Annotated in this window: 20 protein-coding genes, 1 tRNA gene and 1 other RNA gene; 9 read left to right on the top strand and 13 right to left on the bottom strand. The window is 59.9% G+C overall.

What is annotated here, in order from left to right:
• Positions 1-47: 47 nt before the first annotated feature.
• Together RAE07_RS00915 and RAE07_RS00910 are read right to left on the bottom strand one after the other, a co-directional pair.
• A complete protein-coding gene (locus RAE07_RS00915; RefSeq protein WP_023021142.1) occupies positions 48-3,119 on the bottom strand; it encodes a bifunctional [glutamine synthetase] adenylyltransferase/[glutamine synthetase]-adenylyl-L-tyrosine phosphorylase in 3,072 nt (1,023 codons plus the stop codon).
• A 7-nt stretch (positions 3,120-3,126) separates the two neighbouring features.
• Positions 3,127-4,464 carry a glutamine synthetase family protein gene (locus RAE07_RS00910; protein ID WP_023021141.1) on the bottom strand — a complete coding sequence of 446 codons (1,338 nt, stop codon included), beginning with the start codon at positions 4,462-4,464 and terminating at the stop codon, positions 3,127-3,129.
• 192 nt (positions 4,465-4,656) lie between these two features.
• On the opposite strand from RAE07_RS00910, the gene RAE07_RS00905 reads away from it, so the two are divergent.
• Complete coding sequence (locus RAE07_RS00905; RefSeq protein WP_317001124.1) at positions 4,657-5,715, top strand: DUF2786 domain-containing protein; 1,059 nt, start codon at positions 4,657-4,659, stop codon at positions 5,713-5,715.
• A 135-nt stretch (positions 5,716-5,850) separates the two neighbouring features.
• Complete coding sequence (locus RAE07_RS00900; RefSeq protein WP_317001123.1) at positions 5,851-7,581, top strand: CYTH and CHAD domain-containing protein; 1,731 nt, start codon at positions 5,851-5,853, stop codon at positions 7,579-7,581.
• Between the two features lie 58 nt (positions 7,582-7,639).
• Here RAE07_RS00900 and RAE07_RS00895 read toward each other — a convergent pair whose 3' ends face one another.
• Positions 7,640-7,828 (bottom strand): hypothetical protein, encoded by a 189-nt coding sequence (locus RAE07_RS00895; RefSeq protein ID WP_023021138.1) that lies wholly within the window; start codon positions 7,826-7,828, stop codon positions 7,640-7,642.
• Between the two features lie 259 nt (positions 7,829-8,087).
• On the opposite strand from RAE07_RS00895, the gene RAE07_RS00890 reads away from it, so the two are divergent.
• Complete coding sequence (locus RAE07_RS00890; RefSeq protein ID WP_317001122.1) at positions 8,088-9,362, top strand: galactokinase family protein; 1,275 nt, start codon at positions 8,088-8,090, stop codon at positions 9,360-9,362.
• 12 nt (positions 9,363-9,374) lie between these two features.
• Here the strand turns inward: RAE07_RS00890 and RAE07_RS00885 are convergent, their stop codons facing one another.
• From RAE07_RS00885 to RAE07_RS00865, 5 genes are all read right to left on the bottom strand, one after another.
• The gene (locus RAE07_RS00885; protein ID WP_239204450.1) at positions 9,375-10,769 is read right to left on the bottom strand and encodes a ribonuclease catalytic domain-containing protein; all 1,395 of its coding nucleotides are present in this window, start codon (positions 10,767-10,769) and stop codon (positions 9,375-9,377) included.
• A gap of 25 nt (positions 10,770-10,794) precedes the next feature.
• An RNA gene (rnpB, locus tag RAE07_RS00880) (RNase P RNA component class A) lies at positions 10,795-11,244 on the bottom strand.
• Positions 11,245-11,259: 15 nt separating this feature from the next.
• Entirely contained in the window at positions 11,260-12,393 is a 1,134-nt protein-coding gene (locus RAE07_RS00875; RefSeq protein WP_200288833.1) for a bifunctional RNase H/acid phosphatase, read from the bottom strand.
• Complete coding sequence (locus tag RAE07_RS00870; RefSeq protein ID WP_023021134.1) at positions 12,393-13,109, bottom strand: zinc ribbon domain-containing protein; 717 nt, start codon at positions 13,107-13,109, stop codon at positions 12,393-12,395. The genes RAE07_RS00875 and RAE07_RS00870 overlap by 1 nt, the downstream gene beginning before the upstream one ends.
• Positions 13,110-14,249 carry a Nif3-like dinuclear metal center hexameric protein gene (locus RAE07_RS00865; protein WP_317001120.1) on the bottom strand — a complete coding sequence of 380 codons (1,140 nt, stop codon included), beginning with the start codon at positions 14,247-14,249 and terminating at the stop codon, positions 13,110-13,112.
• Positions 14,250-14,344: 95 nt separating this feature from the next.
• On the opposite strand from RAE07_RS00865, the gene RAE07_RS00860 reads away from it, so the two are divergent.
• Positions 14,345-14,836, top strand: a complete 492-nt coding sequence (locus tag RAE07_RS00860) for a low molecular weight protein-tyrosine-phosphatase (RefSeq protein ID WP_034655439.1) — start codon at positions 14,345-14,347, stop codon at positions 14,834-14,836.
• A gap of 10 nt (positions 14,837-14,846) precedes the next feature.
• Complete coding sequence (locus RAE07_RS00855) at positions 14,847-15,851, top strand: SURF1 family cytochrome oxidase biogenesis protein (RefSeq protein WP_317001119.1); 1,005 nt, start codon at positions 14,847-14,849, stop codon at positions 15,849-15,851.
• Positions 15,852-16,069: 218 nt separating this feature from the next.
• Here the strand turns inward: RAE07_RS00855 and RAE07_RS00850 are convergent.
• Both RAE07_RS00850 and RAE07_RS00845 read right to left on the bottom strand, forming a co-directional pair.
• Positions 16,070-16,142: transfer RNA gene (locus RAE07_RS00850), tRNA-Val, on the bottom strand.
• 68 nt (positions 16,143-16,210) lie between these two features.
• Positions 16,211-16,609 (bottom strand): DUF3052 domain-containing protein, encoded by a 399-nt coding sequence (locus tag RAE07_RS00845; RefSeq protein WP_023021130.1) that lies wholly within the window; start codon positions 16,607-16,609, stop codon positions 16,211-16,213.
• Between the two features lie 337 nt (positions 16,610-16,946).
• On the opposite strand from RAE07_RS00845, the gene aceE reads away from it, so the two are divergent.
• Positions 16,947-19,694 carry a pyruvate dehydrogenase (acetyl-transferring), homodimeric type gene (gene aceE / locus RAE07_RS00840; RefSeq protein WP_023021129.1) on the top strand — a complete coding sequence of 916 codons (2,748 nt, stop codon included), beginning with the start codon at positions 16,947-16,949 and terminating at the stop codon, positions 19,692-19,694.
• A 115-nt stretch (positions 19,695-19,809) separates the two neighbouring features.
• Here the strand turns inward: aceE and RAE07_RS00835 are convergent, their stop codons facing one another.
• Entirely contained in the window at positions 19,810-20,808 is a 999-nt protein-coding gene (locus tag RAE07_RS00835; RefSeq protein WP_023021128.1) for an alpha/beta fold hydrolase, read from the bottom strand.
• A gap of 27 nt (positions 20,809-20,835) precedes the next feature.
• On the opposite strand from RAE07_RS00835, the gene RAE07_RS00830 reads away from it, so the two are divergent.
• Both RAE07_RS00830 and RAE07_RS00825 read left to right on the top strand, forming a co-directional pair.
• Positions 20,836-21,129, top strand: coding sequence for an acyl carrier protein (locus tag RAE07_RS00830; protein ID WP_239204490.1), 294 nt, complete (start codon positions 20,836-20,838; stop codon positions 21,127-21,129).
• Complete coding sequence (locus RAE07_RS00825; protein WP_023021126.1) at positions 21,126-21,911, top strand: HAD-IIA family hydrolase; 786 nt, start codon at positions 21,126-21,128, stop codon at positions 21,909-21,911. The genes RAE07_RS00830 and RAE07_RS00825 overlap by 4 nt, the downstream gene beginning before the upstream one ends.
• Before the next feature lie 82 nt (positions 21,912-21,993).
• Here the strand turns inward: RAE07_RS00825 and RAE07_RS00820 are convergent, their stop codons facing one another.
• Positions 21,994-22,404: a hypothetical protein gene (locus RAE07_RS00820; RefSeq protein WP_051138330.1), complete on the bottom strand. Its 411-nt coding sequence runs from the start codon at positions 22,402-22,404 to the stop codon at positions 21,994-21,996.
• Between the two features lie 500 nt (positions 22,405-22,904).
• Positions 22,905-23,699, bottom strand: coding sequence for a serine hydrolase domain-containing protein (locus RAE07_RS00815; protein ID WP_023021124.1), 795 nt, complete (start codon positions 23,697-23,699; stop codon positions 22,905-22,907).
• A gap of 156 nt (positions 23,700-23,855) precedes the next feature.
• Between RAE07_RS00815 and RAE07_RS00810 the strand changes: the two genes are divergently transcribed.
• Entirely contained in the window at positions 23,856-25,547 is a 1,692-nt protein-coding gene (locus tag RAE07_RS00810) for an alkaline phosphatase D family protein (protein ID WP_200288827.1), read from the top strand.
• Positions 25,548-25,676 lie beyond the last annotated feature (129 nt).

Raw genomic sequence — 25,676 nt, 5'->3', positions numbered from 1 at the left:
AAAAAGTAAGGCTACGATGCCCACACCGGGGATTTTCAAGGGCAACTCTAAGAATGCTCGAAGGATTCCTCCTCGCCCCAAAAGACTTCATCGACTACCTTGCGGGCATGCCGGGTTAGTTTCAAATAGTGTTCCAAAAACTCCTGGTTATCTTCCGGCGCCCATCCGGCGGCACCGGCTACTTGGGCCAGCTGCGGGCCAGGTCCAGGCAGTTGGTCCACGCGCTTGCCGCGCACAAGCACTAGCGCATTGCGCGCGTCGGTAGCCATTAGCCAGGCTTCGCGCAGGTCAGATACCTGCCCGGCGGAAAGGATAGCGGTTTCTTCCAAAGCATCAAGCACGCGCAGCGTAGACGGATCATGGAGTTCGGCGTACTCGTGGGCATGCATCATCGTCAGTAGCTGAACGGTCCATTCAATATCGGTTAGCGCACCGCGGCCAAGCTTGGTGTGAGTATTGCGGTCCGCGCCGCGCGGTAGGCGCTCATTGTCCACACGTGCCTTCATGCGCCGAATATCGCGAATGGTAGATGCGCTGGCGCCGCCTTCTGGATAGCGGAAGCTATCCACCATGGAAATAAAGCGCTCGCCTACCTCTTTATCCCCAGCAACGAAGGCCGCGCGCAATAAAGCCTGTAGCTCCCAGGACTCGCCCCATTCGCGGTAGTAACGCTCATAGGAGGAGATAGTGCGTGCCACCGCACCGGAGCGGCCTTCGGGACGCAGGCCTAAGTCGACATCCAGTGGCGGGTCTCCCGAGGGTTTAGACAAGCGGCGCCGGAGCTTATCGACGATCCCGATGGCCCACTTCACTGCCTCCCCTTCTGCAGCAGAGTCAGCATCCTGTTCGGCGGGTTCTGCTACCACGAGCACGTCCGCATCTGATCCGAAGCCCAGCTCCATGCCTCCCAGCCGGCCCATGCCAATGACGGCAATGCGCGCTGGTGGCTCCGCATCCTCGTTGGCTAGGCGCCATGCCCGCACCTCGGCGCGAAGGGCAGCTTCCAGCACGGCATCCCAAATGGTAGATAGCTCATAACACACCTGCTTGACCGGCATAAAGCCCAGCAAATCCGCACTAGCAATGCGGGCAAGCTCTACCCGGCGCAGCGAGCGAGCCACCGCCACCGCCTTATCTGGGTCGGCGTGGCGCTTGCTGGAATTAACCAGTGCTTTGGAGACCTGCTCGGGCTTGGTTTCCAGTAGCTTGGGGCCAGTGGCGCCGTCGGAAAGCTGCTTTAGCGAATCCGGCGCGCTAATAATCAGATCCGAGGTAAACGGTGACGTGCCCAGGATGTGCATGAGCCGCTGGCCCACAATTCCTTCATCGCGCAGCATGCGCAAGAACCACGACCTATCGTTCGCAGCCTCGGAAAGTTTGCGATAGTTCAGCAGGCCCATGTCTGGGTCTGCGGTATCGGAAAGCCATTCCATCAAGGTGGGCAGCAAGATCGCCTGGATGCGTGCTTTGCGTGAGGTTCCTGCCGCCAGAGAAGTCAGGTGCTCGAATGCGCGGTCCGGGTGGTTATAACCCAGCGCGGCCAGCTGCAGCTTGGCGGCCTCGGGCGAGAGCTTCAGCTCATCGGCGGACATGGTGACCACAGAATTAAGAAGCGGCCGATAAAACAGGCGCGAATGCAGCTCGGAGATGCGCAGGCGAATCCGGCGCAGGTGCGAAAGCATGCGCTCGGCTGCGGATTGAGTGCCCTGCGGGTAGAAACCGGCGATGCGTGCTAGCCACTTCATCCCGTCTTCATCATCGCTATCGGGCAGCGTGTGCGTTCGCCGGAAGCGCTCCAATTGCAATCGGTGCTCAAGCAAGCGTAAAAACTCATAGGCTTCAATGAGCTGGGTGCCGTCCTCACGTCCGACGTACCCTGCCGAAACCAATGCCTCCAGCGCATCCACTGTGGATAATGCGCGAAGCGTTTCATCGGAACGCCCGTGCACCAATTGCAAGAGCTGGACTGCAAATTCAATATCACGCAGGCCACCCACGCCCAGCTTCAGCTCGCGATGCTTGAGTTCTGCAGGAACATTAGCCAACACGCGGCGGCGCATGGCCTGGACGTCTTCTACAAAGGACTCGCGCTGGGAGGCCGTCCACACCATCGGGCGGATCTGATCCAGATAGTCCTGCCCCAGTGGTAGGTAACCGGTCATGGCGCGCGCTTTCAGGAGCGCCTGGAATTCCCAAGTCTCCGCCCACCGCTTGTAGTAGGCAACGTGTGATTCCAAAGTGCGCACCAAAGCACCCGATTTTCCTTCTGGGCGTAAATTCGCATCTACTTCGAAGAAGGTGGTGGAGCCAATGCGATTGAACTCCGCCGCCAGGCGTATTGCCCGTGGGGTTGCCTCACTGCCGACGAAAATGACGTCCACATCAGAGATATAGTTCAGCTCCCCCGCACCGCACTTTCCCATCGCCATGACTGCTAGTTGTGCGTCTACAGGCTCGTCCCCGTAGATGGTGCGCACAGCGCAGGCGAGGGAGGCGGTTAAGGCAGCGTCGGCAAGCGCGGTGGTCAGAGCCGTAATCTGGCGGAATCCTACCTCCGGCTGGGGTGTGGTCTGGCCCTTGCGTGCATGGAAGGTACCGGCCACATCGCAAGCGGCAATGCGCATCATTAACGTGCGGTAGGTCGTGCGCAGCGCCTGCTTATGCTCTCCCTCGCCGGCGCGGTAGGTGCCCGGCGCGCTAAGATCCTCACGCGCCGGATCGGGCCGATCAATATCCTGAGCAAATTCCGCGGGCTGGGCATCGACGGCGCCGAGCAGGCTCTGCAGCATCTCTTCGGGCTGTGGGAGGGGCTTTTCTAGCTCTCGCCACAACTCAGGGTTTGCCGCGAGGTGATCACCAAAGGCGGTCGAAGCACCCAGCAGGGCAAAAAGGCGCACACGCACCGTTTCATTGGCGCGCACAGCCTCATCGAGCTCTGGGACTTGTTCATAGATGCGGATGAGATTGTTGAGGGCCAGGTCTGGATCCCCCACGGCCGCAAGGGTCCACAAAAGATTGACCGATTCAGGGTTATTCCAGCCCAGCTGCTCAATATCCGAAGCAGCATGCGGGCGGGTAAGGCCAAGCGTGGCCGGTGAAGGTACAGCAGCAGGACGCATTATTCTCCTAGAAGTTCAGGTTATTGCGCAGCTCAAAGGTGGTGATCTGGCTCTGATAGTGATGCCACTCATCCCACTTGGAGCGCAGGAAGAACTCAAAGACGTGCTCGCCCAACACCTCCGCCATGAACTCGGATTTTTCAAACTCGCGCAAAGCCTGGTCCAGGCTGGTGGGCAGATCCTTATATCCCATTGCCCGGCGTTCGCGGCGGGTGAGCTGGTGGACATCGTCCTCAGCTGGATCATCGAGTTCGTAGCCTTCCCGGATTCCTCGCAGACCGGCTGCCAAGAGCACCGCATAACCCAAGTACGGGTTCATGGAGGCATCAATGGAACGAATTTCTACCCGGCGGGAATCTTCCTTAGTAAGCCGGTAGGTGGGCACGCGGACCAACGCAGAGCGATTAGACACACCCCAGGTTGCTGAACCCGGTGCCTCGTTGCCAAACATCAGGCGCTTATAGGAATTTGTCCACTGATTAACAATGGCGGACATCTCCGTGGAGTGTTCCAGGATTCCGGCGATGAACTGTCGGCCAGTCTGCGATAAGGAAAATTCATCGTCCGGATCGTGGAAGGCATTGGATTGGCCTTCAAAAAGGCTCAAGTGGGTGTGCATGCCGGAGCCTGGCAGATGCTCGAAAGGCTTAGGCATGAAGGTGGCGCGCACGTTGGAGTTGGTTGCCACCTGTTTGATTACGTGCCGGAAGGTCATGATGTTATCAGCCATGGTCAGCACGTCCGCATGGCGCAGATCAATTTCTTGCTGCCCCGGTGCGGTTTCGTGATGGCTAAACTCCGTGGCAATTCCCAGTGATTCCAGCGCCAGCATCGCCTTCCTACGGAAAAGCGGGGCGGTATCATGAGTAGCCTGGTCGAAATAACCACCATTATCGGTCGGTACCAAGTCCGTGAGTTCGCGGCCACGCTCAAAAAGGTAGAACTCGATTTCTGGCGAGGCCATGCAGGTAAATCCATCATTGGCGGCCTCGGTAACCTGGCGGCGCAGGATATGGCGCGGATCCACCATGGAGGGCTGGCCGTCCGGCTGCGCGATATCGCAGAACATGCGGGCCGATTGCAGGTCCGGCTCATCCATATCAAAGGGCAGAATCTGGAAGGTGGAGGGATCTGGCAACGCGATGGTGTCAGACTCAGAGATACGAGAGAACCCTTCCACGGAAGAACCATCGAAGCCAACACCTTCTTCAAAGGCCGATTCCAGCTCGGATGGGCTCATGACCACGGATTTAAGGGCGCCCAAAATATCCGTAAACCACAGGCGGATAAAGCGGATATCGCGTTCCTCAACGGTTCGTAGGACAAATTCGTGTTGGCTATTCATGCCTTAGACCTTACCGGCTCACCTCCGAGGGATGTGCAGTTCATGCGACAGTTTTTCCAGGGCGAAATGCGCAGGTCGCAAGAGTATCTAGGGGGTATCAAGCGGGGGCTTTTCCTTCACGGGCCTACTGATGTGCATGCTTTGCTGAGGAAGCAAGCGAACACACGTACACCTTTTAAAGGACGAAGTTTTATGACCACCCACTGCGATGACCTTTCTGCTCACGTAATCGAACGCCTCATCACCGCCGCGCAACATGGTTGGGCACCGGCGGATTTAAAGCACGTCTTAGGCCCGCATGCTTACCCCATTATCTACCGTGCTAGCCCCCATGTACCGGCACGGATTACCTCCCCTGCCTTACGCAAGGCTTGGCTACAAATGGCTCCGCCGGACGAAAATTTCATTCCGCGCGATAAGCTGCGCGCCATTATGAAAGAGCTAATTCACCTTCCTAGGCTGCGCGATACTGAACTTTTGGCCTTTGGCGAATCCTTGCGAGAAGACGGGCTTAGCGATAAACAACGCAAAATTCGTGCAAAGGTCCTAGGACTTTTACGCAAGGCTGAGTCCACCAGTTTTGAAGACGAGGCCGAGGTTCTGATTTCTAAGGCGCAGTCCCTGCAACAGAAGTATCGCATCGAGGATCTGCTTACTTCCGAGCTCCCCAATCTCATTTCCCACCGCGTGCACATCCACCCGCCCTATATCAAGCACCAGGCTTCCCTGCTCAGCACCATTTCTGACGCCAATGGATGCACCACGCTCCTCATCCATGACAAAGGCCTAGCCTGTGTCATCGGTGCTCCTGCCGACGCCGCCCATTGCGCCGACCTCTTTGCCTCCCTCAACCGCCAATGCGACTGGTTTATGCGTAACGGCGATGGCGCGGAAATCGCCCGCGCTACTAATTCCACTGCCGCATATCGCCGCAGCTTCCGCCTGTCTTATGCCGCCCGCATCGGTGAATTGCTCACCCAAGCCAATGAGGACGGAATTGCTGAAAACCTGCGTGAGTCTCAGTATTGCTCTCACCATGCAGAGGCTGTAGCCACCCAAACCCTTCCCGCTTTGCAAGCACGCACCGATCACGCCATCGATACCCGCAACCGCCTCTTTCCCAATCTCACAGAGATGTCGCTATCAATGAACAGTCTGCACGGCATCAACGATGGCATTGCCGCTGCCGATAAATCTCACTTGGGAGGTGACGCCTCAGGGCTCGGTTCAGTTCCAGAAATTACACGGTAATTTCCCCTGTTTGATACGGTTCTTGGCCCCCGTTCCCTGCTAGCGAACGGGGGCAGAGTATGGCACCGCAACGAGGTCATTACAGGTAAGATCACCGATGAGATTGATTAGGTCTAGAAAGTAGAAGGTACGTGAATGTCTACACAGTCTTTTCTCGAAGTTGAAGCGAAATTCTCCGTAGCCGAGTCCACTCAGCTCCCTGAACTGACCCGCCTTGAGGGAGTTGACCACGTCGCAGACACGCGCCACCACGCTCTTTCGGCCATCTACTACGACACTGAAGACCTCCGCCTCACCCACGCTAAGGTCACCCTCCGCCGCCGCACCGGTGGCAATGATGATGGCTGGCATATCAAGATTCCTAGCGAGGCTGGCCGTACCGAAATCCACGCAGAATTGGGAGAGCCTGTCGATGGCCGCTATGAAGTTCCTAGCGAGCTGCTCCATCAGGTTCGCTCCATTGTCCGCCACAACGAGCTCACCCCAATTGCTCAGGTAGACAACAAGCGCACCGAGATGGTCTTGGCGGATGCCGATAATAAGCCAGTGGCAGAGTTTTGCGATGACCACGTCACCGCCTTTTCCTTCCTTCCCGGCGGCGAGCAACAGTCGTGGCGCGAATGGGAAGTAGAGCTCGCAGGTGAGCTACCTGGTACCGAGGAAGGAACGCAGTTCATTCGCCGTGCTACCTCTCTTCTCATCGGTGCCGGTGCACGCGTATCTTCTTCCCCATCCAAGTTGAAATCGGCCTTGGGTGATTCTTATGCCAACGCCCCGCTTCCCCCGGCCCTGGTATCGCCGGACGTGGACCCGGATTCCCCTGCCGCCGCCGTGATCACCGCACTGCAAGCTAACCGCGACAAGCTGGTTGATTATGATCCACGTGTGCGCCGCGATGAGTGGGACTCGGTGCATCAGATGCGTGTAGCTACCCGCGAGCTGCGCAGCCACCTTCAGACCTTCCATGGCATCGTGGTCGGACCAGAAATCGAAAAAATTGAAGCCGATCTGAAGGAGCTCGCTGGCATTTTGGGGGTTGCTCGCGATGCGGAGGTTGTTGAAGAGCGCTGGCAGAAGCTGTTGGAGTCCGAAGATTCTGACACCTTGGATGATTCCACCCGCGAGCACATTGCGCAGGATATGGGCACCGCCTACCGCCGTGCGCACCGTCGCGTTATCGCCGCCCTTGATTCCGAGCGTTACCTCGAGCTGCTAGAGTCGCTCGACCGCTTGCTCGCGGATCCGCCAACGGCCGATAAGCAACAGGAATCCGCTCCGGTAAATGATGATGCGGAGCAGACGGAAGAACAGTCCTCTACGGAGGAAGGCGCTGCTTCTTCCGAGTCCCGCGAGGATAACGCGGCTGCTGCAGAGAAGGCCAAAAAGAAGCCAGAGAAGAAGTCCAAGGACAAGTCCGCGGACATGGACACTGTGATGGCGCAACACCTTGAAAAGGCCTATAACAAGCTGGTCAAGCGCCATAAGAAGGCCGTAGAGAATTGGGATAACCCGGAGCTGTCCCTACACGAGCGCGAGGACTATTTCCACGATATGCGTAAGGCTGCAAAGAAGCTGCGTTATGCAGCAGAAGCAGCTGGTTCTGCCACCAACCTTAAGACCAAGCGTCTCTATAAGGCCTGCAAGCAGATGCAGTCGGTGCTCGGTGATTTCCAAGATTCCGTGACCTCGCGCGATAAGCTGCTCGAACTGGCAGATTTCGCTCGCCGCCGTGGGGAAAATACCTTTGGCTACGGTCTGCTCTATCAGCGCGAGCGCACCATCGGGCTGAAGGCGCTGGATGATTACGCCGAGTCTTTCAAAGACATCAAGGCGGCGTTTAAGCCGCTGCGTAAGAAGCTAAAGTAGCCGCGCTTCCCGGGCAGTTACCGGGAAACACGGCGTAGAAAAGATGGCTGGAGGTTATTTACTTCCAGTCATCTTCTTTGTCTGCGGCATCTGCCGCATCGTTGCGGGCGTGGGCAATCTCGATAGCGTTTTCTGCTTCTTCACGGGTGTCATACGGGCCCATTCGGTTTTCCCAGCCAGAGGTCTTGCCTTGGCTGACTTCCTTGGTGGTTGGATCGAAGAACCACTTCTGGTCTGCATCGCTCATAAAACTATCCTCTCAGTCGTAGCGCCAGCGGCACCGGCTGATCGCTGCCGCTGGTATGGTTTGTGTCCACACTACCCACGCCGTCTAAGCGATGCCCGCTAGAATGTGGGGCAGCACATTTCTTTTATACGATTCCATGTCGTATTCCCCGCCGCCGCACCAAAAGATGGCGGGCATTCGTTGCTTTAAGCGCACCGCCGCGTGCGAGTAGCAACGAAGACTACTGGTCCCAGAACCTGGAAAAGGAGCTTTAGCACCCATGCCACTGTGGTCAACGCCTGCAGAGCCTGTAGCCGAGCGCGCCGCCCAAGCACATACTGATCTCACGGGCAGCGCTCCAACTCATACCGCTAGCGCGCCGGCAACGTGGTCCCTTATTGGTGAACACATTGACCACTTCGGCGGCATTGTTGCCATGTGCGTGGACAAGCTACGTGCCGCTGCGGCAGTAAGCTCGCGCACCGATGGCGTGGTAGCGGTACATTTTCACCCGGCAGAAGGTGAGCCTGCCCATGATTCGATAAGCCTGCAAGCGCTCGCAGAGCTGGCAACAGCGCAACAACCCACCACGGATGCAGAGGGCCAGCCAATCATTCCGCCGGCTCCGGAGGGAGGGCTGGCTGCCCGCGTGGGTGGCATTGTCCACACGATGATTAACCGCCAGTTGCTCTCTCGTGAGACAGCCGGTGCGGATATCACCATCGCCTCCGACATTCCGGAAGGTGCTGGTTTGGGTGCGGATGCCGCCGCGGACGTCGCGGTAGCGCTGGCACTCATGGGGGCTGATGCGGACCTGGATGCGCCGCTAAGGGCCCGGGTGGCAGATGTATGCACCCAGGCCGTTACTACCTTTGGTGCGCGGCCGCCTTTGCGTGCCCGCCATAGCGCGGCTCTGCGCAGCACGGGTGAGGGCGTATGCATCATGGATTACGCCGACGGTTCTGTCACCCACGCACCGCACCTTGTTGGTCGCGAGATAGCTGCCTTCGCGGTGGCGGTGCCGGAAGATTTTTCCGCGCAGGAAGAAAAGGCCATCGCCGATATTCGCCAGCGGGAGCGCTTTATTGATGATGCCTGCCATTCCTTTGGCACCGATTCGCTGCGCTTGCTTCCAGACGCCCAACAGCGCGTCCTCGATTGGCTCAAGGCCGTCCACAAGGTCTACGGCGAGGAGGGACACCCGAGCATCAGCGCCGCTACGGAATGGATGGCCTTTTATGAGGAAGAAACCCAGCGGGTAGAAAAGTTCACCCGTTTCCTGCGCTCGCATCGCGGCGCGGAGCTCTTCCCCATCCTTTTGCAATCACAGTCCTCCCTAGCCAATATCTACGGCTTGGACTCGGCAGAAAAACTCGCCGAGCTAGTCACGGTCCGCGGTGCCGTAGCGGGGCGTTCGGCACACGCGGGCACATCGAACGCAGTCATTGCCTACGTGCCGGCGAAGAGCGCGCATAATTTTGCGGCCGACCTGGCAGACGATGGCCTGCTCGTAGTCGAATTACAGCCGGGCGAGGCCGCACGCAGCGAGAGCTAGTAGCCTCACCAGCTAGTCAGCAGGCCACGCAAAGAGTACCTCGCGCGAATCGGTATCCGCTGTCACCAGCGAGACTGTGGTTTCGCTGCCGGTTTCTGGCGCGCCTACAGATTGGGCGAAGACTGGTGGCTCCGGCACAAAAATCCGAGCTTTGTCCCGCTTTGCATCGCCGCTTACGACGGTGGCCGGGAAATTGGTGCCGAGCCAGGGGCGCAGCACGGTGGCCTCGGTGAGGTTGAGGCAGGCCTTATCCACTTGGGAGGCAAGCTGCGAGGTAGAACGCATTGCGCCAATGACCTCCGTGGCGCGCTCCCCCACCCAGCCGGGAACCTCGTAGTCGCCGCAGAGGGCTAGACAAACCTCGGTGGCGAACCTATCGGACAGGCGCCGCAGCGGCGCGGTCACGTGTGCATAGTAGCCGCCTATCCCGGCATGCACCTGCGCTTCCTGCTCTCCTAGCCACGCATAATCGGCGCCTCGCAGGAGGCTTTGGGCCTCGCGCATGACTGCCATGCCGCGTGGGGAATCGGCGTCGACGGTGAGGAGAAACTGGGGAATGGGGGCATCGCCAAGCGCAAAGCCCAGGGCTTGGGCCTCGGCGCGAAATTGGCGCTCGTGCTCCGGTTCGGCGGCGGGCAAAGTACGCAGAAAACCCACGCCCGCTTCCTGCATGAGGCGTCCCGCGCACATGCCGGCAAGCAGAGAGATCTCCGAGTTATAGTCCATGACCTCATAGCGAGGCTCGATAATGAGCTCAAAGGTGCCATCAGAATTTTCCACTACGCGCTGGGAGGGCAGGCGCAAGGAAATGGCCTCGCGGCGCAGGGAGGACTCCTGGCGCAATCGTCCCACCTCCGGCAGCAATGCAATAGACGGGTGCAGGTTACCGGCCGCCAAGTCCGCGTGCGCGCCCTCATAGTCCAGGCGGGCCTGGGAGTAGATGAGCGCGCGCTCGACGTGGAAAGACTCCACCTCACCGGCGTCATCTAGATCAAAGGTCCACAGCACGGCCGGTTTATCGGTTTTAGGCAGCAGTGAGGCACGGTCTTCGGAAAGCTCGGGCGGGTGCAGGCGAGCTGGCGCATCGGGAAGATAAATAGTCTGGCCGCGGCGGAAGGACTCGCGCTCCAGCTCGCTGCCGGGCTCAATAAAGGCGGCGACATCCGCAATGGCATAAAAGACGCGGTAGCCACCATCGCGCTTTTCCAGGTAAACCGCCTGATCCAAGTCCATGGAGCCGGCGGGATCGAGGGTTACGAAGGGAATATCGCGGGCGTCGCGGCGCGAGTCGGCATACCGGTCTTGCGCGTGGGCGGCCTGGTGGGTGACCGCAGCCGGAAAATCGGTGGCTACCGAAAATTCTGCGGCAATGGCGCGGAAATCGAGCGGGGCGGCGTAGAGCTTCATGTCCACCACCATAAACGTCTTGGGGCGAATGAGTCGGCCTATAAGCCGGATTCTGTCTAATCGCGGCACTCCCAAGGGAGCACCGTGCGGTGAACATCCATCTAGACCAACCGTTGCCAGTTGGTTCCAGCAGCTACCTTCAGGCTCGAGCGAGCAGCCTTAAAACGCCTGATCGGGCCCCGCAACGTGGCGGGGCCGTGATGCCTTGCTCCCGGTGGGGTTTACCCAGCCACCGCCATCACTGACGGTGCTGGTGCGCTCTTAACGCACCGTTTCACCCTTACCTTGTTGCTCCAACTTGGGCCGAAGCTCAAGCGGAGGCACAAGGCGGTCTACTTTCTGTTGCACTTGCCCGCGGGTTTCCCCGGGTTGCCGTTAGCAACCACCGTGCTCTATGGAGTCCGGACTTTCCTCGGCGCCCACGCGGCAGCAGCTCGCTGCCCGTATGAAGCGACGCGATCACCCGGCCGGCTCATTCGCGTTCCTTATTCTAGCGCAGGCCTGCCAGGTGGCCCACATCGTTAAATCCGTGCACCATAGAGCCGCCTTCCCAGAATTCCACCTGGGAAATGGCAGCCAGGTCTAAAAAGAGATGACCAAAGGTAGCCGGCCCGGCATCAAGCGCCTGGCGGATAAAGGACTTAATCGGATTGACGTGGCTTACTACCAGCACGGTTTTGCCCGCAAAGCGCTCTTGTAGCTCCTTGCGGGTAGTGCGCACGCGGCGGTTTAGCGCCTGCAGCGATTCCCCGCCCGGACAGGCGACGCTCGCGTCATGCAGCCATTCCTCGTGCAGTTCCGGATCGCGCTGGTGGGCCTCGGCGGCAGTCTTGCCTTCCCATGCGCCGAAGTCCACCTCGATGAGTCCTTCCACGGTCTCTACCTCGATATTGCGGCCATTGGCCACGGCCGCCGCTGTCTCTTGGCAGCGGCGCAGGGGCGAGCAGACGATGGCATCAAAGTGGGCGTCGGCAAGCGCTTGGGCTGCGGCCAGCGCCTGCTTTTGCCCGAGCTGCGTAAGCCCCGGGTTGGCGCGCCCGGAGTACTGCTTAGCGGCCGACATGTCCGTCTGCCCGTGGCGCAGCAGGATAAAGCGAGTGGTAGGTCCGCGGTCCCCAAGCCAATCGGTGGGATGCGGCGCGGTGGTGTCGTGTTCCGTAGCCTGTGCCGGTTCGGCAGTATCTTTCTCCCCGGCAACGATGCCTTCAGGATGTCCGGCGGCCGCGGCGTCCATGGCGTCATTGGATAGGGCGTCTGCCACCTTATTCTTAGCGCGCGGCACCCAGTCCAAGCTGAAGGAAGAAAAGCCGTTGATGTAGTCGCGGGCGCGCAGGGCCAGCTTCTGCATGTCCGGGTGCTTTATCTTCCAGCGGCCGTTGATTTGCTCTACCACCAGCTTGGAATCCATGTGGAACTCCACTTCGGTAGCGCCCATTTCGGTGGCGGCTTCCAGGCCGCGCAATAAGCCGTTGTACTCAGCGACGTTATTGGTGGACTTGGTACCTACTACATAGACGATTTCGCGCAGGATGCGCTGCCCGCTGCCGTCATAAATAACGGTGCCGGAACCGGCCACACCAGGGTTGCCGCGGGAGCCGCCATCGGCATAGATAATGACCTTCATTAGACCAAACGCACCAGGTAGGAGCCGCAATCGCCGCACTGCGGCAATTCATCGGCCGGGGCATTGCGCACCGCGTTTTGCTCCGCCGGCGGCAGGACAATGAAGCAGCCGCCACAAGCGCGGTTGGCCTTGAACTGGGCGGCGCCCACGCCGTTTTCCTCGCGCTGGGTATCGTACTCGCTCAGTACCCCGGCAGGCAGCTGATGGCGCAACTCGCCGATGCGCACGGCCGGGTCTTCCTGGTTGGCAGCCGCCTCCTGTGCCGCCTCGGCCGCGCGACGCAGCTTTTCCAGCTTGCGCTCGGACTCAGAAACGCGCGCACCGTGCACGTCCAGGTTAGAACGCAGCGCGTGCACCTCATTATGTGCTTCTTGTAGCTCGCTCATGAGATCTGCGATGCGGGACTTGGCGGCGTAGAGATCGTGCTCTAGGTCCTTGCGCGTTTCTGGATCTACGGCAGCACCTAGCTGGCGCTTATCATCGCGCTCGCGCTGGCGCAGCTTGCGCTCATCGGCCTGGATGCGCAGGATTTCAGTCTCCATGTCATCGACGGCCATCTGCGCGGAGCCGGAAGCATCCAGTAGGCGCTTGTGTTCTTCTTTAGCCTTGTCATACTCGGCTTGTTCCGGGATTTCCTTCTTCGCGCCATGGCCCTGCGAGCGTTCCAGGTTGGCCAGCTCCAGCAGTACCGGCTGTAGTTCTTGCGATAGTTTCACTTATGACTCCTTTGGGTGCGCAGAGATAGTCCACGGGTCGGTGCGCAGGCTGATAATTTCCGTATCCAGTTCTAAAGCATTCTCTACGATATCGCGCGCCTGGGCCGTCCACGGAAATTCGCTGGCCCAGTGGGCAGTATCGATGACGGCCGGGCCACCGGCGCGCAAGTGCTCATCCACTGGGTGGTGGCGCAGATCCGACGTGACATACACGTCTACGCCCAGCTTCGCGGCCGCGGAGAGGAAGGAATCTCCCGAGCCGGAAGAAACCGCGACGGTGCGCACCTTTTGTTCCGGATCCCCGGCGGCGCGGATGCCCCAGGCGGTCTCCGGCAGGGCATTAGCCACCTGCTGGGTGAACTCGCGCAGGGTCATCTCCTGCGGCAGTTCTCCCACGCGTCCGAGGCCGAGCGCCTTATCCAGGTCTTGGTGACCGGCGGTTTCCGTGATGTCATAGGCCGGTACTTCATAAGGGTGCGCGGCGTGCAGGGCCTGCAGCAAGGCGGAGCGAAGCGCGGCCGGCGCGACGAACTCGACGCGGATTTCCTCGCCGCGGTGCAGGGCGCCAATTTCTCCCTCCGCCGGGTCTGCTCCCTCTTCCGGCTGGAATTGGCCCGTGCCCGCAATATCGAAGGAGCAGTGGGAGTAGGCACCGATGTGGCCCGCGCCGGCGTCGAAAAGCGCCTGCTTCACCTCCTCGGCCGCGGCAACCGGCACGTGCACGCCCCACTTATCCACGCCCTGGGGCTCCGGCACGATGGGCCGGCCTGGGTTAATGCCCACCAGCTCCGCGAGCTTGTCGTTGACGCCCGGCCGCGCCTTATCGGCATTGGTATGGGCCGCAAAAAGCGCAACACCATTGCTCAGCAGCGTGTGTATGACCTTGCCCTTGGGCGTATCGGCCGCCACGGACTCCACCCCGCGCAAGAGCAATGGATGGTGGACCACGAGCATATCCGCGCCGAGTTCAACCGCCCGCTCCGCTACCGCTTGGGTGCAGTCCAAGGCAAAAGCCACGCGCTTGACCTCCGCGGTCGGATCACCGCAGATAAGCCCCACGGCGTCCCACTTTTCCGCCAGGTGCGGCGGGTAGGCCTCATCGAGTACGCGGCGGACATCGCCCAGGCTCACAGCGGACATGGAGGTACTCCTTTATGCTCGTTTCATGGAATAGTTACTACTGCTATATCCTATCTTCCGCACCACAGTACTATTCGCGCGAAGGGGTTTTCCGCATGACCGAATCCGCTGCCCGCTCCGGCCTCTACCTCGTCTTTGTTTGCACCGGAAATATCTGCCGCTCCCCCATGGCAGAAATCATCGCGCGCGATGAGATGGAAAAGGACATGCTTGACCTTGTCGCCACCGTGGACTCCTGCGGCCTCGGCGGCTGGCATGTGGGCCAAGGAGCGGATCCGCGCGCCATTGCCGAGCTGCGCCGCGGCGGCCACGATGGTGGTTCCCACCGCGCGGCCAAGCTGGGGCCCGAGCACATGGATGCTGATCTCTTCATCGCCATGGACAAAGGCCACCGCGACGCCCTTATTGAGCGCAGCATCGACCCGGACAAGATCCGCTTGATGCGCAGCTTCGATCCCAACTCCCCGGAAGACGCGGACGTAGCAGACCCGTATTACGGTTCTGCCGCCGATTTCGAAACCACCCGCAACAATATCGAGGCCGCCGTACCTGGCCTGCTGGATTGGATTCGCGCTCACCACGACTAAACTAGGCCCCATGCTAAAGACGTTCCTTAAGCCGGGTTGGGTTCTACTGCTGCTGTTCGTCGTGGCCTTTTCCTACCTCGCTTTTACCGTCCTCGCCCCGTGGCAGCTGGGCAAGGACGATGACATTGTGGAACGCAACGAGCTCATCACTCACGCCTATGAGGCTGACCCCCAGCCGGTAGAAGACCTCGTGGATGACCACGGCGCTATCAAAGACGATGAGTGGTCCCGCGCCACCTTGCACGGCCGCTACCTGCCGCAGGATGAAGTCCTGCTGCGCCTGCGCCCAGCCGAGTCTGGCCCGTCTTACCAGTCCTTGGTCCCCTTCCGTACCGATTCCGGGCTGACCATCTTGGTTAACCGCGGCTGGGTCAAGGCCGGCGAGGCCAACGCCGTGCCGGATATTTCCGCCGCTCCTTCTGGCGAAACCACTATTACCGGCATGATCCGCGCCGACGAAGCCGAGCACCCGTCCGCACCCATTAAGCAGGAAGGCTACCAGCAGGTCTATTCCATCCACACGGAGCAGATTGCCTCGCTTATCGACGCCCCCTTAGCCCACGACTACATCCAGCTTTCCGCGGACCAGCCCGGCGTGCTCAACCCCATGCCCATCCCGCAGCTCGACCGCGGCAACCACCTCTCCTATGGCTACCAATGGATTGCCTTTGGCATCATGGCCCCGCTGGGTTTGGGCTATTTCGTGTGGTCCGAAATCCGTGAGCGCCGCCGCCTGCGCGAAGAGGAAGAGGCCCTCGCCGCCCTCGACGCCGATGCCTCTACCCCCTCCGAGCTTGCCTCTAGTGACGCCTCCGCTGCGGACCACACGCCCGCAGAACCAACGGCCGGCGTTGACTCCGCACCCAGCGAGCACGAAGCCGCGAACGACGATTCCACGGCCGTTCCCGCCGCGTCCTCCTCGCATGCCGCCAGCCGCCGCAATCGCTCCCGCTACGGCGACTCCAAACCAGATCACTACGCCAAACTAAACCAGCGCCGCCGCGAGCGCTACTAAGCCGACAACCCGCAGCCGTGGCCGAAGTGCCTGAGTACTTAGCCGAAGCCTAAGAAGCAGCCACACTAATGAAGCTACATCCCCAACAGCCACGCACAACGTGGCCGAAAGTTGGCCCACAGGCGCCTTAAGCCTTGAGCCCCACACGGGCTAGTCCGTGCCTGTGCATACGGAAAAGACCGTCTCCCGGAAATCAATCCGAGAGGCGGTCTGTGTTGTGCGGCCTGAGGGGATCGAACCCCCGACCTATTGGGTGTAAACCAATTGCTCTTCCAGCTGAGCTAAAGCCGCATGCGCTCTTGCGCTGTTAGAAACAGTAGCGCAGGTTGCTCAATCAACACAAATCGGCAGGTAAAGCCCTACTTCTTGGTGTATCCGCGCTGCACCAAGCAAGAGCCTTGCCACTCACCTAGGCGCTCTGCCTTGGTCTGCACCAAGCCGGCCAGCTGAGCGGACTCAGAGATGAGCCCTGGCTCTACGGTGCCAGGCTTTCCGGCACCCGGGGTAAGCAGCCAGACCGCACCGTTATCGGCCAGCGGACGGCTCGCGTCAACGAGTCCATCCACAAGGTCGCCATCCTCGTCGCGCCACCAAAGAAGGACTACATCGCACAGCTCGTCATTTTCTTCTTCCAAGAAATCATCGCCGAGCACGGCTTCGATCGATTCAGAGATCGCGGTATCGCAATCCTCGTCCCAACCAAGCTCTAGGGCGATTTGCCCTTCCTTGATTCCGAGCTTGACTGCAGCGTCAGCCACTATGCATTTCCTTCCTAATTTGGTGAATGTCCGGTCCGCGCATCCCCCGCATCCTGCGGGTAAATCGCGGCTTAATAGAAGTATTTTAACGCCCACCGGCCCCTTTTACCCGCCTAAGGGGCGCAATTCCCCCATTTTGCAGGCCCTCCCGCCACTTCGCCCAGTTCCGCAGAGTTTGCAAACTACCCTCTTTTACCCCAATAAACCCGGCAAAGATACTGGTTATGGCGATGTAACGTACCGCACGTCCCCTTAAGTCGGGCTTCACAACCATTGTGGATCTGTGAGCGCGTATCCTAGTAAGCAAACTGTGCAGACCCTTATACAGGAGGTTTAAATGGCCGAGAAGGACGCCACCAAGGGCGACTCCAACTTCCCGCTCATCCGCGACGGCGTTGCATCGTATCTTCACGATAATGATCCAGAAGAGACCCGCGAGTGGATGGATTCCCTCGATGGTCTGCTGGAGCACTCCGATCCGGAGCGCGCACGCTACCTGATGCTGCGCCTGCTCGAGCGCGCTACCGCTAAGCGCGTTGAACTGCCTTCGTTGACGTCCACGGACTTCGTCAACACCATCCCAACCTCCATGGAGCCAGAGTTTCCTGGTGACGAGGAACTGGAAAAGCGCTACCGCCGCTGGATCCGCTGGAATGCGGCCATCATGGTGCACCGTGCACAGCGCCCAGGAATTGGCGTAGGTGGCCACATCTCGACCTACGCGGGTGCTGCCCCGCTCTATGAGGTGGGCTTGAATCACTTCTTCAAGGGCAAGGATGATCCTTCGGGCGGCGACCAAGTCTTTTTCCAAGGCCATGCCTCACCGGGCATGTACGCACGTGCTTTCATGGAAGGCCGCCTGACTGAAAAGGACCTTGATAGCTTCCGCCAGGAGGTATCCCGTGGCGAGGGCGAGGGGCTGCCGTCCTACCCGCACCCACGCCTGATGCCATGGTTCTGGGAATTCCCCACCGTGTCCATGGGCTTGGGCCCGATTAACGCTATCTACCAGGCACGCTTTAATAAGTACCTGGAGACTCGCGGCATCAAGGACACCTCCAAGCAGCACGTGTGGGCATTCTTGGGCGATGGCGAGATGGATGAGCCAGAATCTCGCGGCCTGCTGCAGATCGCTTCCCTCTACGAGCTGGATAACCTCACCTTCGTGGTCAACTGCAACCTGCAGCGCCTCGATGGCCCGGTGCGCGGCAACACCCAGATCATCCAGGAGCTAGAATCCTTCTTCCGCGGTGCCGGCTGGGAGGTCATCAAGGTCATTTGGGGTCGTGGCTGGGATAAGCTGCTGGAAAAGGACACCGAAGGTGCCTTGGTCAACGTCATGAACACCACCTCTGACGGTGACTACCAGACCTTCAAGGCCAACGATGGCGCCTATGTGCGCGAGCACTTCTTCGGCCGCGATGAGCGCACGGCCAAGCTGGTAGAAGACATGTCCGATGATGAGATTTGGGCACTGCGCCGCGGCGGCCACGATTACCGCAAGGTCTACGCCGCCTATGCTCGCGCGCTGGAGAACAAGGGCACCGGCAAGCCAACCGTCATCCTCGCGCACACCATTAAGGGTTACGGCTTGGGCCACAACTTCGAGGGCCGCAACGCTACCCACCAGATGAAGAAGCTGACCCTGGATGACCTGAAGCGCTTCCGCGATAAGCAGGAAATTCCTTTCTCCGATGCGGAGCTGGAAAAGGATCCGTACCTGCCACCGTACTACCACCCAGGCAAGGACTCCCCGGAGATCAAGTACATGCTGGAGCGCCGCAAAGAACTGGGCGGCTTCCTGCCGGAGCGCCGCGAGGACTTCACCCCTCTCGAGGCACCGGCGTTGGACAAGCTGCGCTCCGTACGCAAGGGCTCTGGCAAGCAGGAAGTAGCCACCACCATGGCCTTGGTACGCACCTTCAAGGAAATTATGCGCAACAAGGAGCTAGGCAAGCGCGTCGTGCCGATCATTCCGGACGAGGCACGCACCTTTGGTATGGACTCCTGGTTCCCGACTATGAAGATCTGGAACCCGCGTGGCCAGAACTACGTGCCGGTTGACCATGACCTCATGCTCTCCTACCGCGAAGCTACTGACGGCCAGATCATGCACGAGGGTATTTCTGAGGCCGGCGCCGCTGCCTCCTTTACCGCTGCGGCAACGTCCTACGCTACCCAGGGCGAGGCCATGATTCCGCTCTACATCTTCTACTCGATGTTCGGCTTCCAGCGCACCGGCGATGCCTTCTGGGCAGCCGGCGACCAGATGGGCCGCGGCTTCATCATTGGCGCAACCGCCGGCCGCACCACCCTGACCGGTGAGGGCCTGCAGCACATGGACGGCCACTCCCCTGTCTTGGCTGCGACCAACCCGGCCGTGGTTTCTTATGACCCGGCCTTCGGCTACGAGGTTGCCCACTTGGTTTCCCGCGGTATTGAGCGCATGTATGGCAAGGACAACGAGGCCATCATGTACTACCTCACCGTCTACAACGAGCCGGTACACCAGCCGGCCGAGCCGGAGGATTTGGACGTGGAGGGCCTGCACAAGGGCATCTACCACTTCAATACCGCAGAGAGCGGCTCCATTGCTGCCAATATCCTGGCTTCCGGTGTAGGCGTGCACGAGGCGCTGCGCGCACAGCAGATGCTTGCCGACGACTTCGATGTCAAGGCCTCCATCTTCTCCGTCACCTCCTGGAACGAGCTGGCCCGCGACGGCGCCCGCCGTAACAAGGAAGCCCTGCGCAAGGGCGAGGAGCCGAGCGAGGCTTTTGCTACCTCCCAGCTCAAGGGCTACGAGGGTCCGTTCGTTGGTGTCTCTGACTTCACCACCGAGCTGCAGGAGCAAATCCGCCCGTATGTCCCAGGCACCTACATCACCTTGGGCGCGGACGGCTTCGGCTTCTCCGATACGCGCGAGGGCGCTCGCCGCTACTTCAATATCGACGCCGAGTCCATCGTCGTCGCAGTGCTCGATGGCTTGGCTCGCGAGGGCAAGATTGAGCGCTCCGTTGTGGAGAAGGCAGCCAAGGATCTCAAGCTGGATGATCCGACCGTGACCACCCACATCGAAGACTAATCCCCGCTTTGGTGCTGGCTAGGCCCGCGCCACGCGCTACAAGAAAGGCGCCGCCGGCTTCCCCGCCGCGGCGCCTTTTGCGTACCCAGCCAACGGGCTTATGCATCCGGCCCGTCTATATCGCATCAAGGACGCGGCCAAGGGCCGCGGAGATAGCCTCGGGGTCTTCGAGGATCACCATGTGTCCGGAGCCTTCCACCGTCTGCAGGTTCGCGGCGGGCCAATGCTTACAGAGCACCTCGGATTGTGAACGCGGGGTGACAATATCGGCGGTTCCGACTACCACCTCGCCCTTGAGCTTCGCCAGCCGTGGGGCGGCGCCGTACTCGGCGTGTTCCAAAAGGTCGTCGAAGAAGCCGGAGTAGGAGGCCAAGGGGGTATCGAGAAGCATGGCAACGTGAAATTGCAGCTTCTCCATTTGTGGAAAGCCGGCCAAGGTCGCAGCAAAAAGTGGCGCAATGAACCGGGCGGCCTCAAAGCGCGCGCTATCGACGCGACCAGGCAGGCGCAGACAGAGGCGGTAGAGCGCATGCAGAGATTTCGACTGCAGAATCTGCGCTACGCCCTTTGCTGCAAAGCGGCGCATCGAAGTTGAAATTAGCAGCGCGCCCTTGATGCGCTCATAAACCTCGGCTGGAGCACGGCGGATGAGGTTTAAGGCAACCATGCCGCCCAGGGAATGGCCGACGATGACCAGGTTGCCACGGGGAGCGCGCTCTCGAATGACGGCGAGGACGTCGTCAGCCGCCGTATCAACGGTGCACTCCTCTGGGGCGACCGTGGAGGACTGGCCGTGCCCGCGCAAATCCACCAAGAGTGCACGCGCATTGCGACCGCGGAGATAATTGGCCTGGTCATAATAGGCTTCCGCGGATAAGCAATAGCCGTGAATGAAGACCACGGTTACTGGCGCGTCTTCGCGCCCCACCTCGTACCAGGCAATATCTAGGCCATCGTGTTCCACAGTGCCGGAAGCGCTGACCTGGGTAAGGCCCGGCTCGGTGGAGGGATCATGCAATCCGCCATAGAGTTTTTCTAGCTCGGCGCGGTGCGAGGGGCGCAGGCGCTTGAGCCAACTACGCGCCACAACGGAAGAACGTTTTCTCAATGCCATAACGGGATCAATACTAGACTGGTGGGCATGGCAAACGACCTCAGCGCCCAATTACAGGCAAAGTTCAACGCGAGCGCGCCGGAAAAGGAGCCGGAGCGCGATACGCTCGGCCAGCTCCTCGCGCTCATAAACAAGGTCACCGGTACCGAGGAAGATCTGAGCCGGGATACGCGGCTGAAGGATATTGGCGTCGAATCGCTAGATCTAGTGGAGCTGACCGTGCGCGCGGAAGAGACCTTCCAGGTGCGTTTTTCTGAGGAAACGATGCTCAACTGCGAAACCATCGGCGATATTGCCGAGTATGTGGAGGACCACCAATGATTTCTTATCTATCCGATATGGACGGCGTACTCATCAAAGAAGGCGAGATGATCCCTGGCGCCGATAAATTTATCCAAGCGCTCAAGGATAATGACATCGAGTACATGGTGCTGACCAATAACTCCATGTCTACTCCACGGGATCTTTCTGCCCGCCTGCGCAATACCGGCTTGGATATTCCTGCCGAGCGCATCTGGACCTCCGCCACCGCCACCGCGAATTTTCTTTCCAGCCAGGTAAGCTCCAGCAAGGCCTATGTAGTGGGTGAATCCGGCCTTACCACCGCCATGCACGAGGCTGGGTGGATCCTTACCAACGATGACCCTGATTTTGTGGTGCTTGGTGAGACCCGCACCTATTCTTTTGAGGCCATCACCAACGCGATTAACCTCATCCGCAATGGTGCTCGTTTTATCGCCACCAACCCGGATGTCACCGGCCCTGCCCCGGAAGGAGTATTGCCGGCCACCGGTGCCGTGGCTGCACTGATTACCGCCGCTACCAACCGCGAGCCTTATTACGTGGGCAAACCCAACCCGGTCATGATGCGCTCGGCGCTCAATCATATTGGTGCCCACTCGGAGCACACCGTAATGATTGGTGACCGCATGGATACAGACGTTAAGGCCGGTCTCGAGGCCGGCATGCGCACTGTATTGGTGCGCTCCGGCATCTCCGATGACCGAGAGATTTCTCGCTACCCCTACCGCCCTTCTGCCGTGCTGAAATCGGTGGCCGAGCTGCCGGACAAAATCTTTGATCCCTTCGCCGAGGAGGAATAGGCCGCCCTCAACCGGCCCTTCTTATGGCAGAAGGAAAAGGGAGGGTGGACCAGCAGCTGTTGGTCCACCCTCCCTGTGCTTTCTACGGCAGGCGCACGGCAGCAGTAAAGCCGTGGCGCTGTGCAAGGTAGCGCACGACGCAGTCCAGCGCATCTAGCTCTTCGCGGGTGCCGGTCAGCACCTGGTGGCAGCCAATACCGCTGTCTGAGTGGGCACAGGCTTTGCCGCCTCGAGCAAGCGCCGCGACAGAAAGCCCATCCCGGAACCAGCGAGTGCACCACTGAGCGGTCAGTGGGTCATCGCCCGGAATGATAAATTCCGACTCGGTACGGATGCACCGATCCATGGCGCGTTCAATCTCCGAGCGCAGCGAGCGCGGCATCCCGGAAATCTTGAGCACACCGGTAACCACGGTGGCACCACCGTTGACGGAGGGCCACGCGGAGGTGGAGGCCGGCTGTTCAACCGGCGCAGGGTTAACGCACGTATTCATAGCCGATTCTCCCTCGACATAGATCACCACCGCACGAGGCCTGCCGGCCCGGCGCGATGCAAGACGAGCTTCGTCTTCCCCAACGAACTGTCTGATGCGTCTGCACACAATTTTCCTGCGTCACACCTCCCCCTACAACCCTCAACTTTCACTTCAACCCCCGTTTGCTAAACCTCAACCCCAGGTACAGACTGGGACTAAAGTTGCAGGTGAAACCAGTGTTATTAATGTGAAACTTGGCCTTTTCTGTAAACTTCCTAGGCTTGTTCTATATTCTCCACCAGACGGCCTGCTCATGGGCGCGAAAACCCTATTTGACTTACCTCCAACAGCGGCTAGTTACAGGCACGCCGCGATCCCAAGTTTTATGGCTCCTACCGCACAAAAATCCTCGATTTTCCCACCCTGCGGGGGAGCCTTCCACCGTGCCGCTTCCCCGATAAAAGGTTATAGACACGCGCTAGCGCACTGGAGGCGCTAGCTCCGCCGAGTCCGGACGCCTACAAGGCGTTCCAGATGGAGGTATTCGTATCGTGCCAGAGTGGCTTGCACCATTCGCCAAAGTCACGGTCCGTGAGCGCCACCATGGCATACTCGCCGGCCACCCAGAGGTAGGTGCCGGACATGCCAAAGTGACCGACGGCGTCGGCAGGCAGGGCGCCCATCCAGTGTTCTTTGTCGCCGTGGATTTCAAAACCAAGGCCCCAGGTACAATCTTTAAAATTGCCGTAGCCCGGGACAATGCCGCGCAGGCCACCAAAATGGACGCGGCGCATATCGGCCACGGTGGATGGGTGCAGCAGCTGCGGATCCTGGACTTCCGCAGCAAAGGCCGCCAAATCTTTCACCGTGGAGACCAAGCCGTGACCGGCCGAACCTTCGAGACGAGTGGAATCCATGCCCGACGGGGTAAGTACACCCTCGCGTAGGTACTCGGCAAAGTCCATGCCCGTGGCATCGGCCACGGTATCTGCGGCCCACTCATAACCGGCCGAGGAATAGATGCGGCGTTCGCCTACCGGCTTCTGCGGCTCTCGGGAGTCAAAGGAAATGCCAGAGGCGTGTGCAAGCAGGTGTTCCAGGGTCGAGCCCTCCGGACCGGCCGGCTGCCCCAATTCCACCGCGCCTTCTTCCACGGCAAGCATCACGCCATAGGCCGCAACCAGCTTGGTCACCGATGCCACTGGAAACTCGCGGGCGGTATCTCCTACCGTTTCTATGACCTCGCCGCGGTGCAGCAAAGCACCGGCCACCGTATCCGCGGGCCATTGGCTGATCTGGCTAAATTCACTCATGCCCTCCAGCCTACTGAGCCAAGCCCGCCCAAGGCCCGCACTCTAGGGCCGGGCGAGGGGCAAGGAAGTTAACCGCCAGTTAAGACAAAAAGAACTCTTTATGTAATTGGCCTAGGATCGCTTGCACAGGCGGCAAACATGACGAAGCTTTAAATCATGCCTAGTAATTCTCAGAATCAGTCCGCTTCTGCCCGCGGAAACGTCAATCGCCGCCGCTTCCTGCAAACCACCGGCACCGCCGGCGCCGCCATCGCTTTGTCCACCGCCGCCGCCAACTCTGCCAATGCCCAAAGCAGCCTCTCCCCGCGCGTGGAGCAGCACATGGTAGAGCCCCAACTGGGCGAGCGCCCCTTCCTCCACGGCGTTGCCTCGGGCGATCCTATTCCGGATTCGGTCATTTTGTGGACCCGCGTAACCCCGGATGCCGATGCCATGCCGGGATCCGGCCTGGGCGAGGCCACCCGGGTGGAGTGGGAAATTGCCAAGGATGAGGGGTTCGGGGACGTCGTCAAGCAGGGCGAAGTGACCACCGACGCCAACCAGGACCACACCGTGCACGTGGATCCGCACGGCCTAGAGCCGGAGACCGTGTACTTTTACCGCTTTAAGGCGCAGGATAAGTACTCGCCCATTGGCCGTACCAAGACCGCCCCGGCGCTGAGCGCCTCCCCAGAAGAGCTCACCTTCGGTGTGGCTAGCTGTGCAAACTGGGAGTCCGGCTTCTTTAACGCCTATGGCGATATTGCCCAGCGCGGCCGCGCCGACCAGCTGGATTATATGATCTTCTTGGGCGACTATATCTACGAATACCCGCAGCGCGAGTACGCCGGTAATGGCCCGGTGCGCCTGCACCACCCTGCGCACGAGATTATCTCGTTAGAGGATTACCGGATTCGCTTCGGCCGCTACCGCACCGATGAAAACCTGCAAGCCGCACACGGGGCACTGCCGTGGGTTGTGGTGTGGGATGACCACGAGGTGGCCAACGATAACTGGCGCGAGGGCGCCGAAAACCACACCGAGGGCAAGGAGGGCGCCTTCCTCGACCGCCGCAAGGCCGCAATGCAGGCCTACTTCGAGTGGATGCCGGTGCGCGCAACCAATCCTTCCGAGCAGGGCCACCTCTACCGCAGCCTGACTTTTGGTGACCTGGTGGAACTAACCATGATGGACCTGCGCACCTACCGCGATGAGCAGGTGCGCTTTGGCCCGCACAAGATGGCCGCAGAAGGCCGCACGATGCTCGGATCCGAGCAATATAATTGGCTGCTCAATAAGATTGAGACCTCTTCTGCGAAGTGGAATATGCTGGGCAATTCCGTCATGTTCTCCCCCATGAACCTGGCTACCCTGCAAAAGGATGACAAGACCAAGCCGGTTTCTTCCTCGCTGTCTTCCAATATCACCGGCATTCCGGTCAATGGCGACCAGTGGGATGGCTACTCTGCAGAGCGCCGCCTGCTTATCGACGCCCTTTCCAAGCACGATGCCCACACCCTCTTTGTCACCGGCGATATCCATTCCGAGTGGGCGCATAATATCAGCAAGGATGGCCGCATCTTTGGCGCCGAGCTGGTCTGCGCCTCCGTTTCTGCGCCCAATGTCAACGAGCAGCTCAAGCTGCCGGAAGGCAACGAGCTTTCCAAGCTTGCCGAGCGTTACCTGCTAGGTGCCAACCCGCACACCCGCCACGTGGACTTGGACCACCACGGCTATAGCTTTGTAACCGTGCGCCCGGATTCCGCAGAAATGCACTGGCTGCGTGTGGATAACCTGCTGTCCGCTAAGTCCCCGGTGCGCGAGGCTGTGACCATGACCTGGCGCCCAGGCAAGGGCTATACCAAGTAGTTGTAAGTTCTGTCACATGACAGGCACTTGGTGTTAACGAACGGGTAGTACACCTTCGATAGGCATAGTGAAAGACCCTCTCTGGGGAATTTCACTACCTATCACTCTGATGCCTCTCGGCCCCCCTTT

Source organism: Corynebacterium nasorum (genome assembly GCF_032821635.1).
GTDB lineage: Bacteria > Actinomycetota > Actinomycetes > Mycobacteriales > Mycobacteriaceae > Corynebacterium > Corynebacterium kefirresidentii.
Note: the sequence above shows the minus strand (reverse complement) of the source record. Positions and strands in the feature narration are given on the sequence as shown.

Coding starts and splice junctions, on each gene's coding strand:
- RAE07_RS00900 (WP_317001123.1), top strand. CDS start 5,851: ATGTCTACACAGTCTTTTCTCGAAGTTGAAGCGAAATTCTCCGTAGCC.
- RAE07_RS00820 (WP_051138330.1), bottom strand. CDS start 22,404: ATGAATACGTGCGTTAACCCTGCGCCGGTTGAACAGCCGGCCTCCACC.
- RAE07_RS00905 (WP_317001124.1), top strand. CDS start 4,657: ATGACCACCCACTGCGATGACCTTTCTGCTCACGTAATCGAACGCCTC.
- RAE07_RS00855 (WP_317001119.1), top strand. CDS start 14,847: ATGCTAAAGACGTTCCTTAAGCCGGGTTGGGTTCTACTGCTGCTGTTC.
- RAE07_RS00885 (WP_239204450.1), bottom strand. CDS start 10,769: ATGAAGCTCTACGCCGCCCCGCTCGATTTCCGCGCCATTGCCGCAGAA.
- RAE07_RS00875 (WP_200288833.1), bottom strand. CDS start 12,393: ATGAAGGTCATTATCTATGCCGATGGCGGCTCCCGCGGCAACCCTGGT.
- RAE07_RS00830 (WP_239204490.1), top strand. CDS start 20,836: ATGGCAAACGACCTCAGCGCCCAATTACAGGCAAAGTTCAACGCGAGC.
- RAE07_RS00815 (WP_023021124.1), bottom strand. CDS start 23,699: ATGAGTGAATTTAGCCAGATCAGCCAATGGCCCGCGGATACGGTGGCC.
- RAE07_RS00810 (WP_200288827.1), top strand. CDS start 23,856: ATGCCTAGTAATTCTCAGAATCAGTCCGCTTCTGCCCGCGGAAACGTC.
- RAE07_RS00915 (WP_023021142.1), bottom strand. CDS start 3,119: ATGCGTCCTGCTGCTGTACCTTCACCGGCCACGCTTGGCCTTACCCGC.
- aceE (WP_023021129.1), top strand. CDS start 16,947: ATGGCCGAGAAGGACGCCACCAAGGGCGACTCCAACTTCCCGCTCATC.
- RAE07_RS00825 (WP_023021126.1), top strand. CDS start 21,126: ATGATTTCTTATCTATCCGATATGGACGGCGTACTCATCAAAGAAGGC.
- RAE07_RS00910 (WP_023021141.1), bottom strand. CDS start 4,464: ATGAATAGCCAACACGAATTTGTCCTACGAACCGTTGAGGAACGCGAT.
- RAE07_RS00895 (WP_023021138.1), bottom strand. CDS start 7,828: ATGAGCGATGCAGACCAGAAGTGGTTCTTCGATCCAACCACCAAGGAA.
- RAE07_RS00835 (WP_023021128.1), bottom strand. CDS start 20,808: ATGGCATTGAGAAAACGTTCTTCCGTTGTGGCGCGTAGTTGGCTCAAG.
- RAE07_RS00860 (WP_034655439.1), top strand. CDS start 14,345: ATGACCGAATCCGCTGCCCGCTCCGGCCTCTACCTCGTCTTTGTTTGC.
- RAE07_RS00865 (WP_317001120.1), bottom strand. CDS start 14,249: ATGTCCGCTGTGAGCCTGGGCGATGTCCGCCGCGTACTCGATGAGGCC.
- RAE07_RS00890 (WP_317001122.1), top strand. CDS start 8,088: ATGCCACTGTGGTCAACGCCTGCAGAGCCTGTAGCCGAGCGCGCCGCC.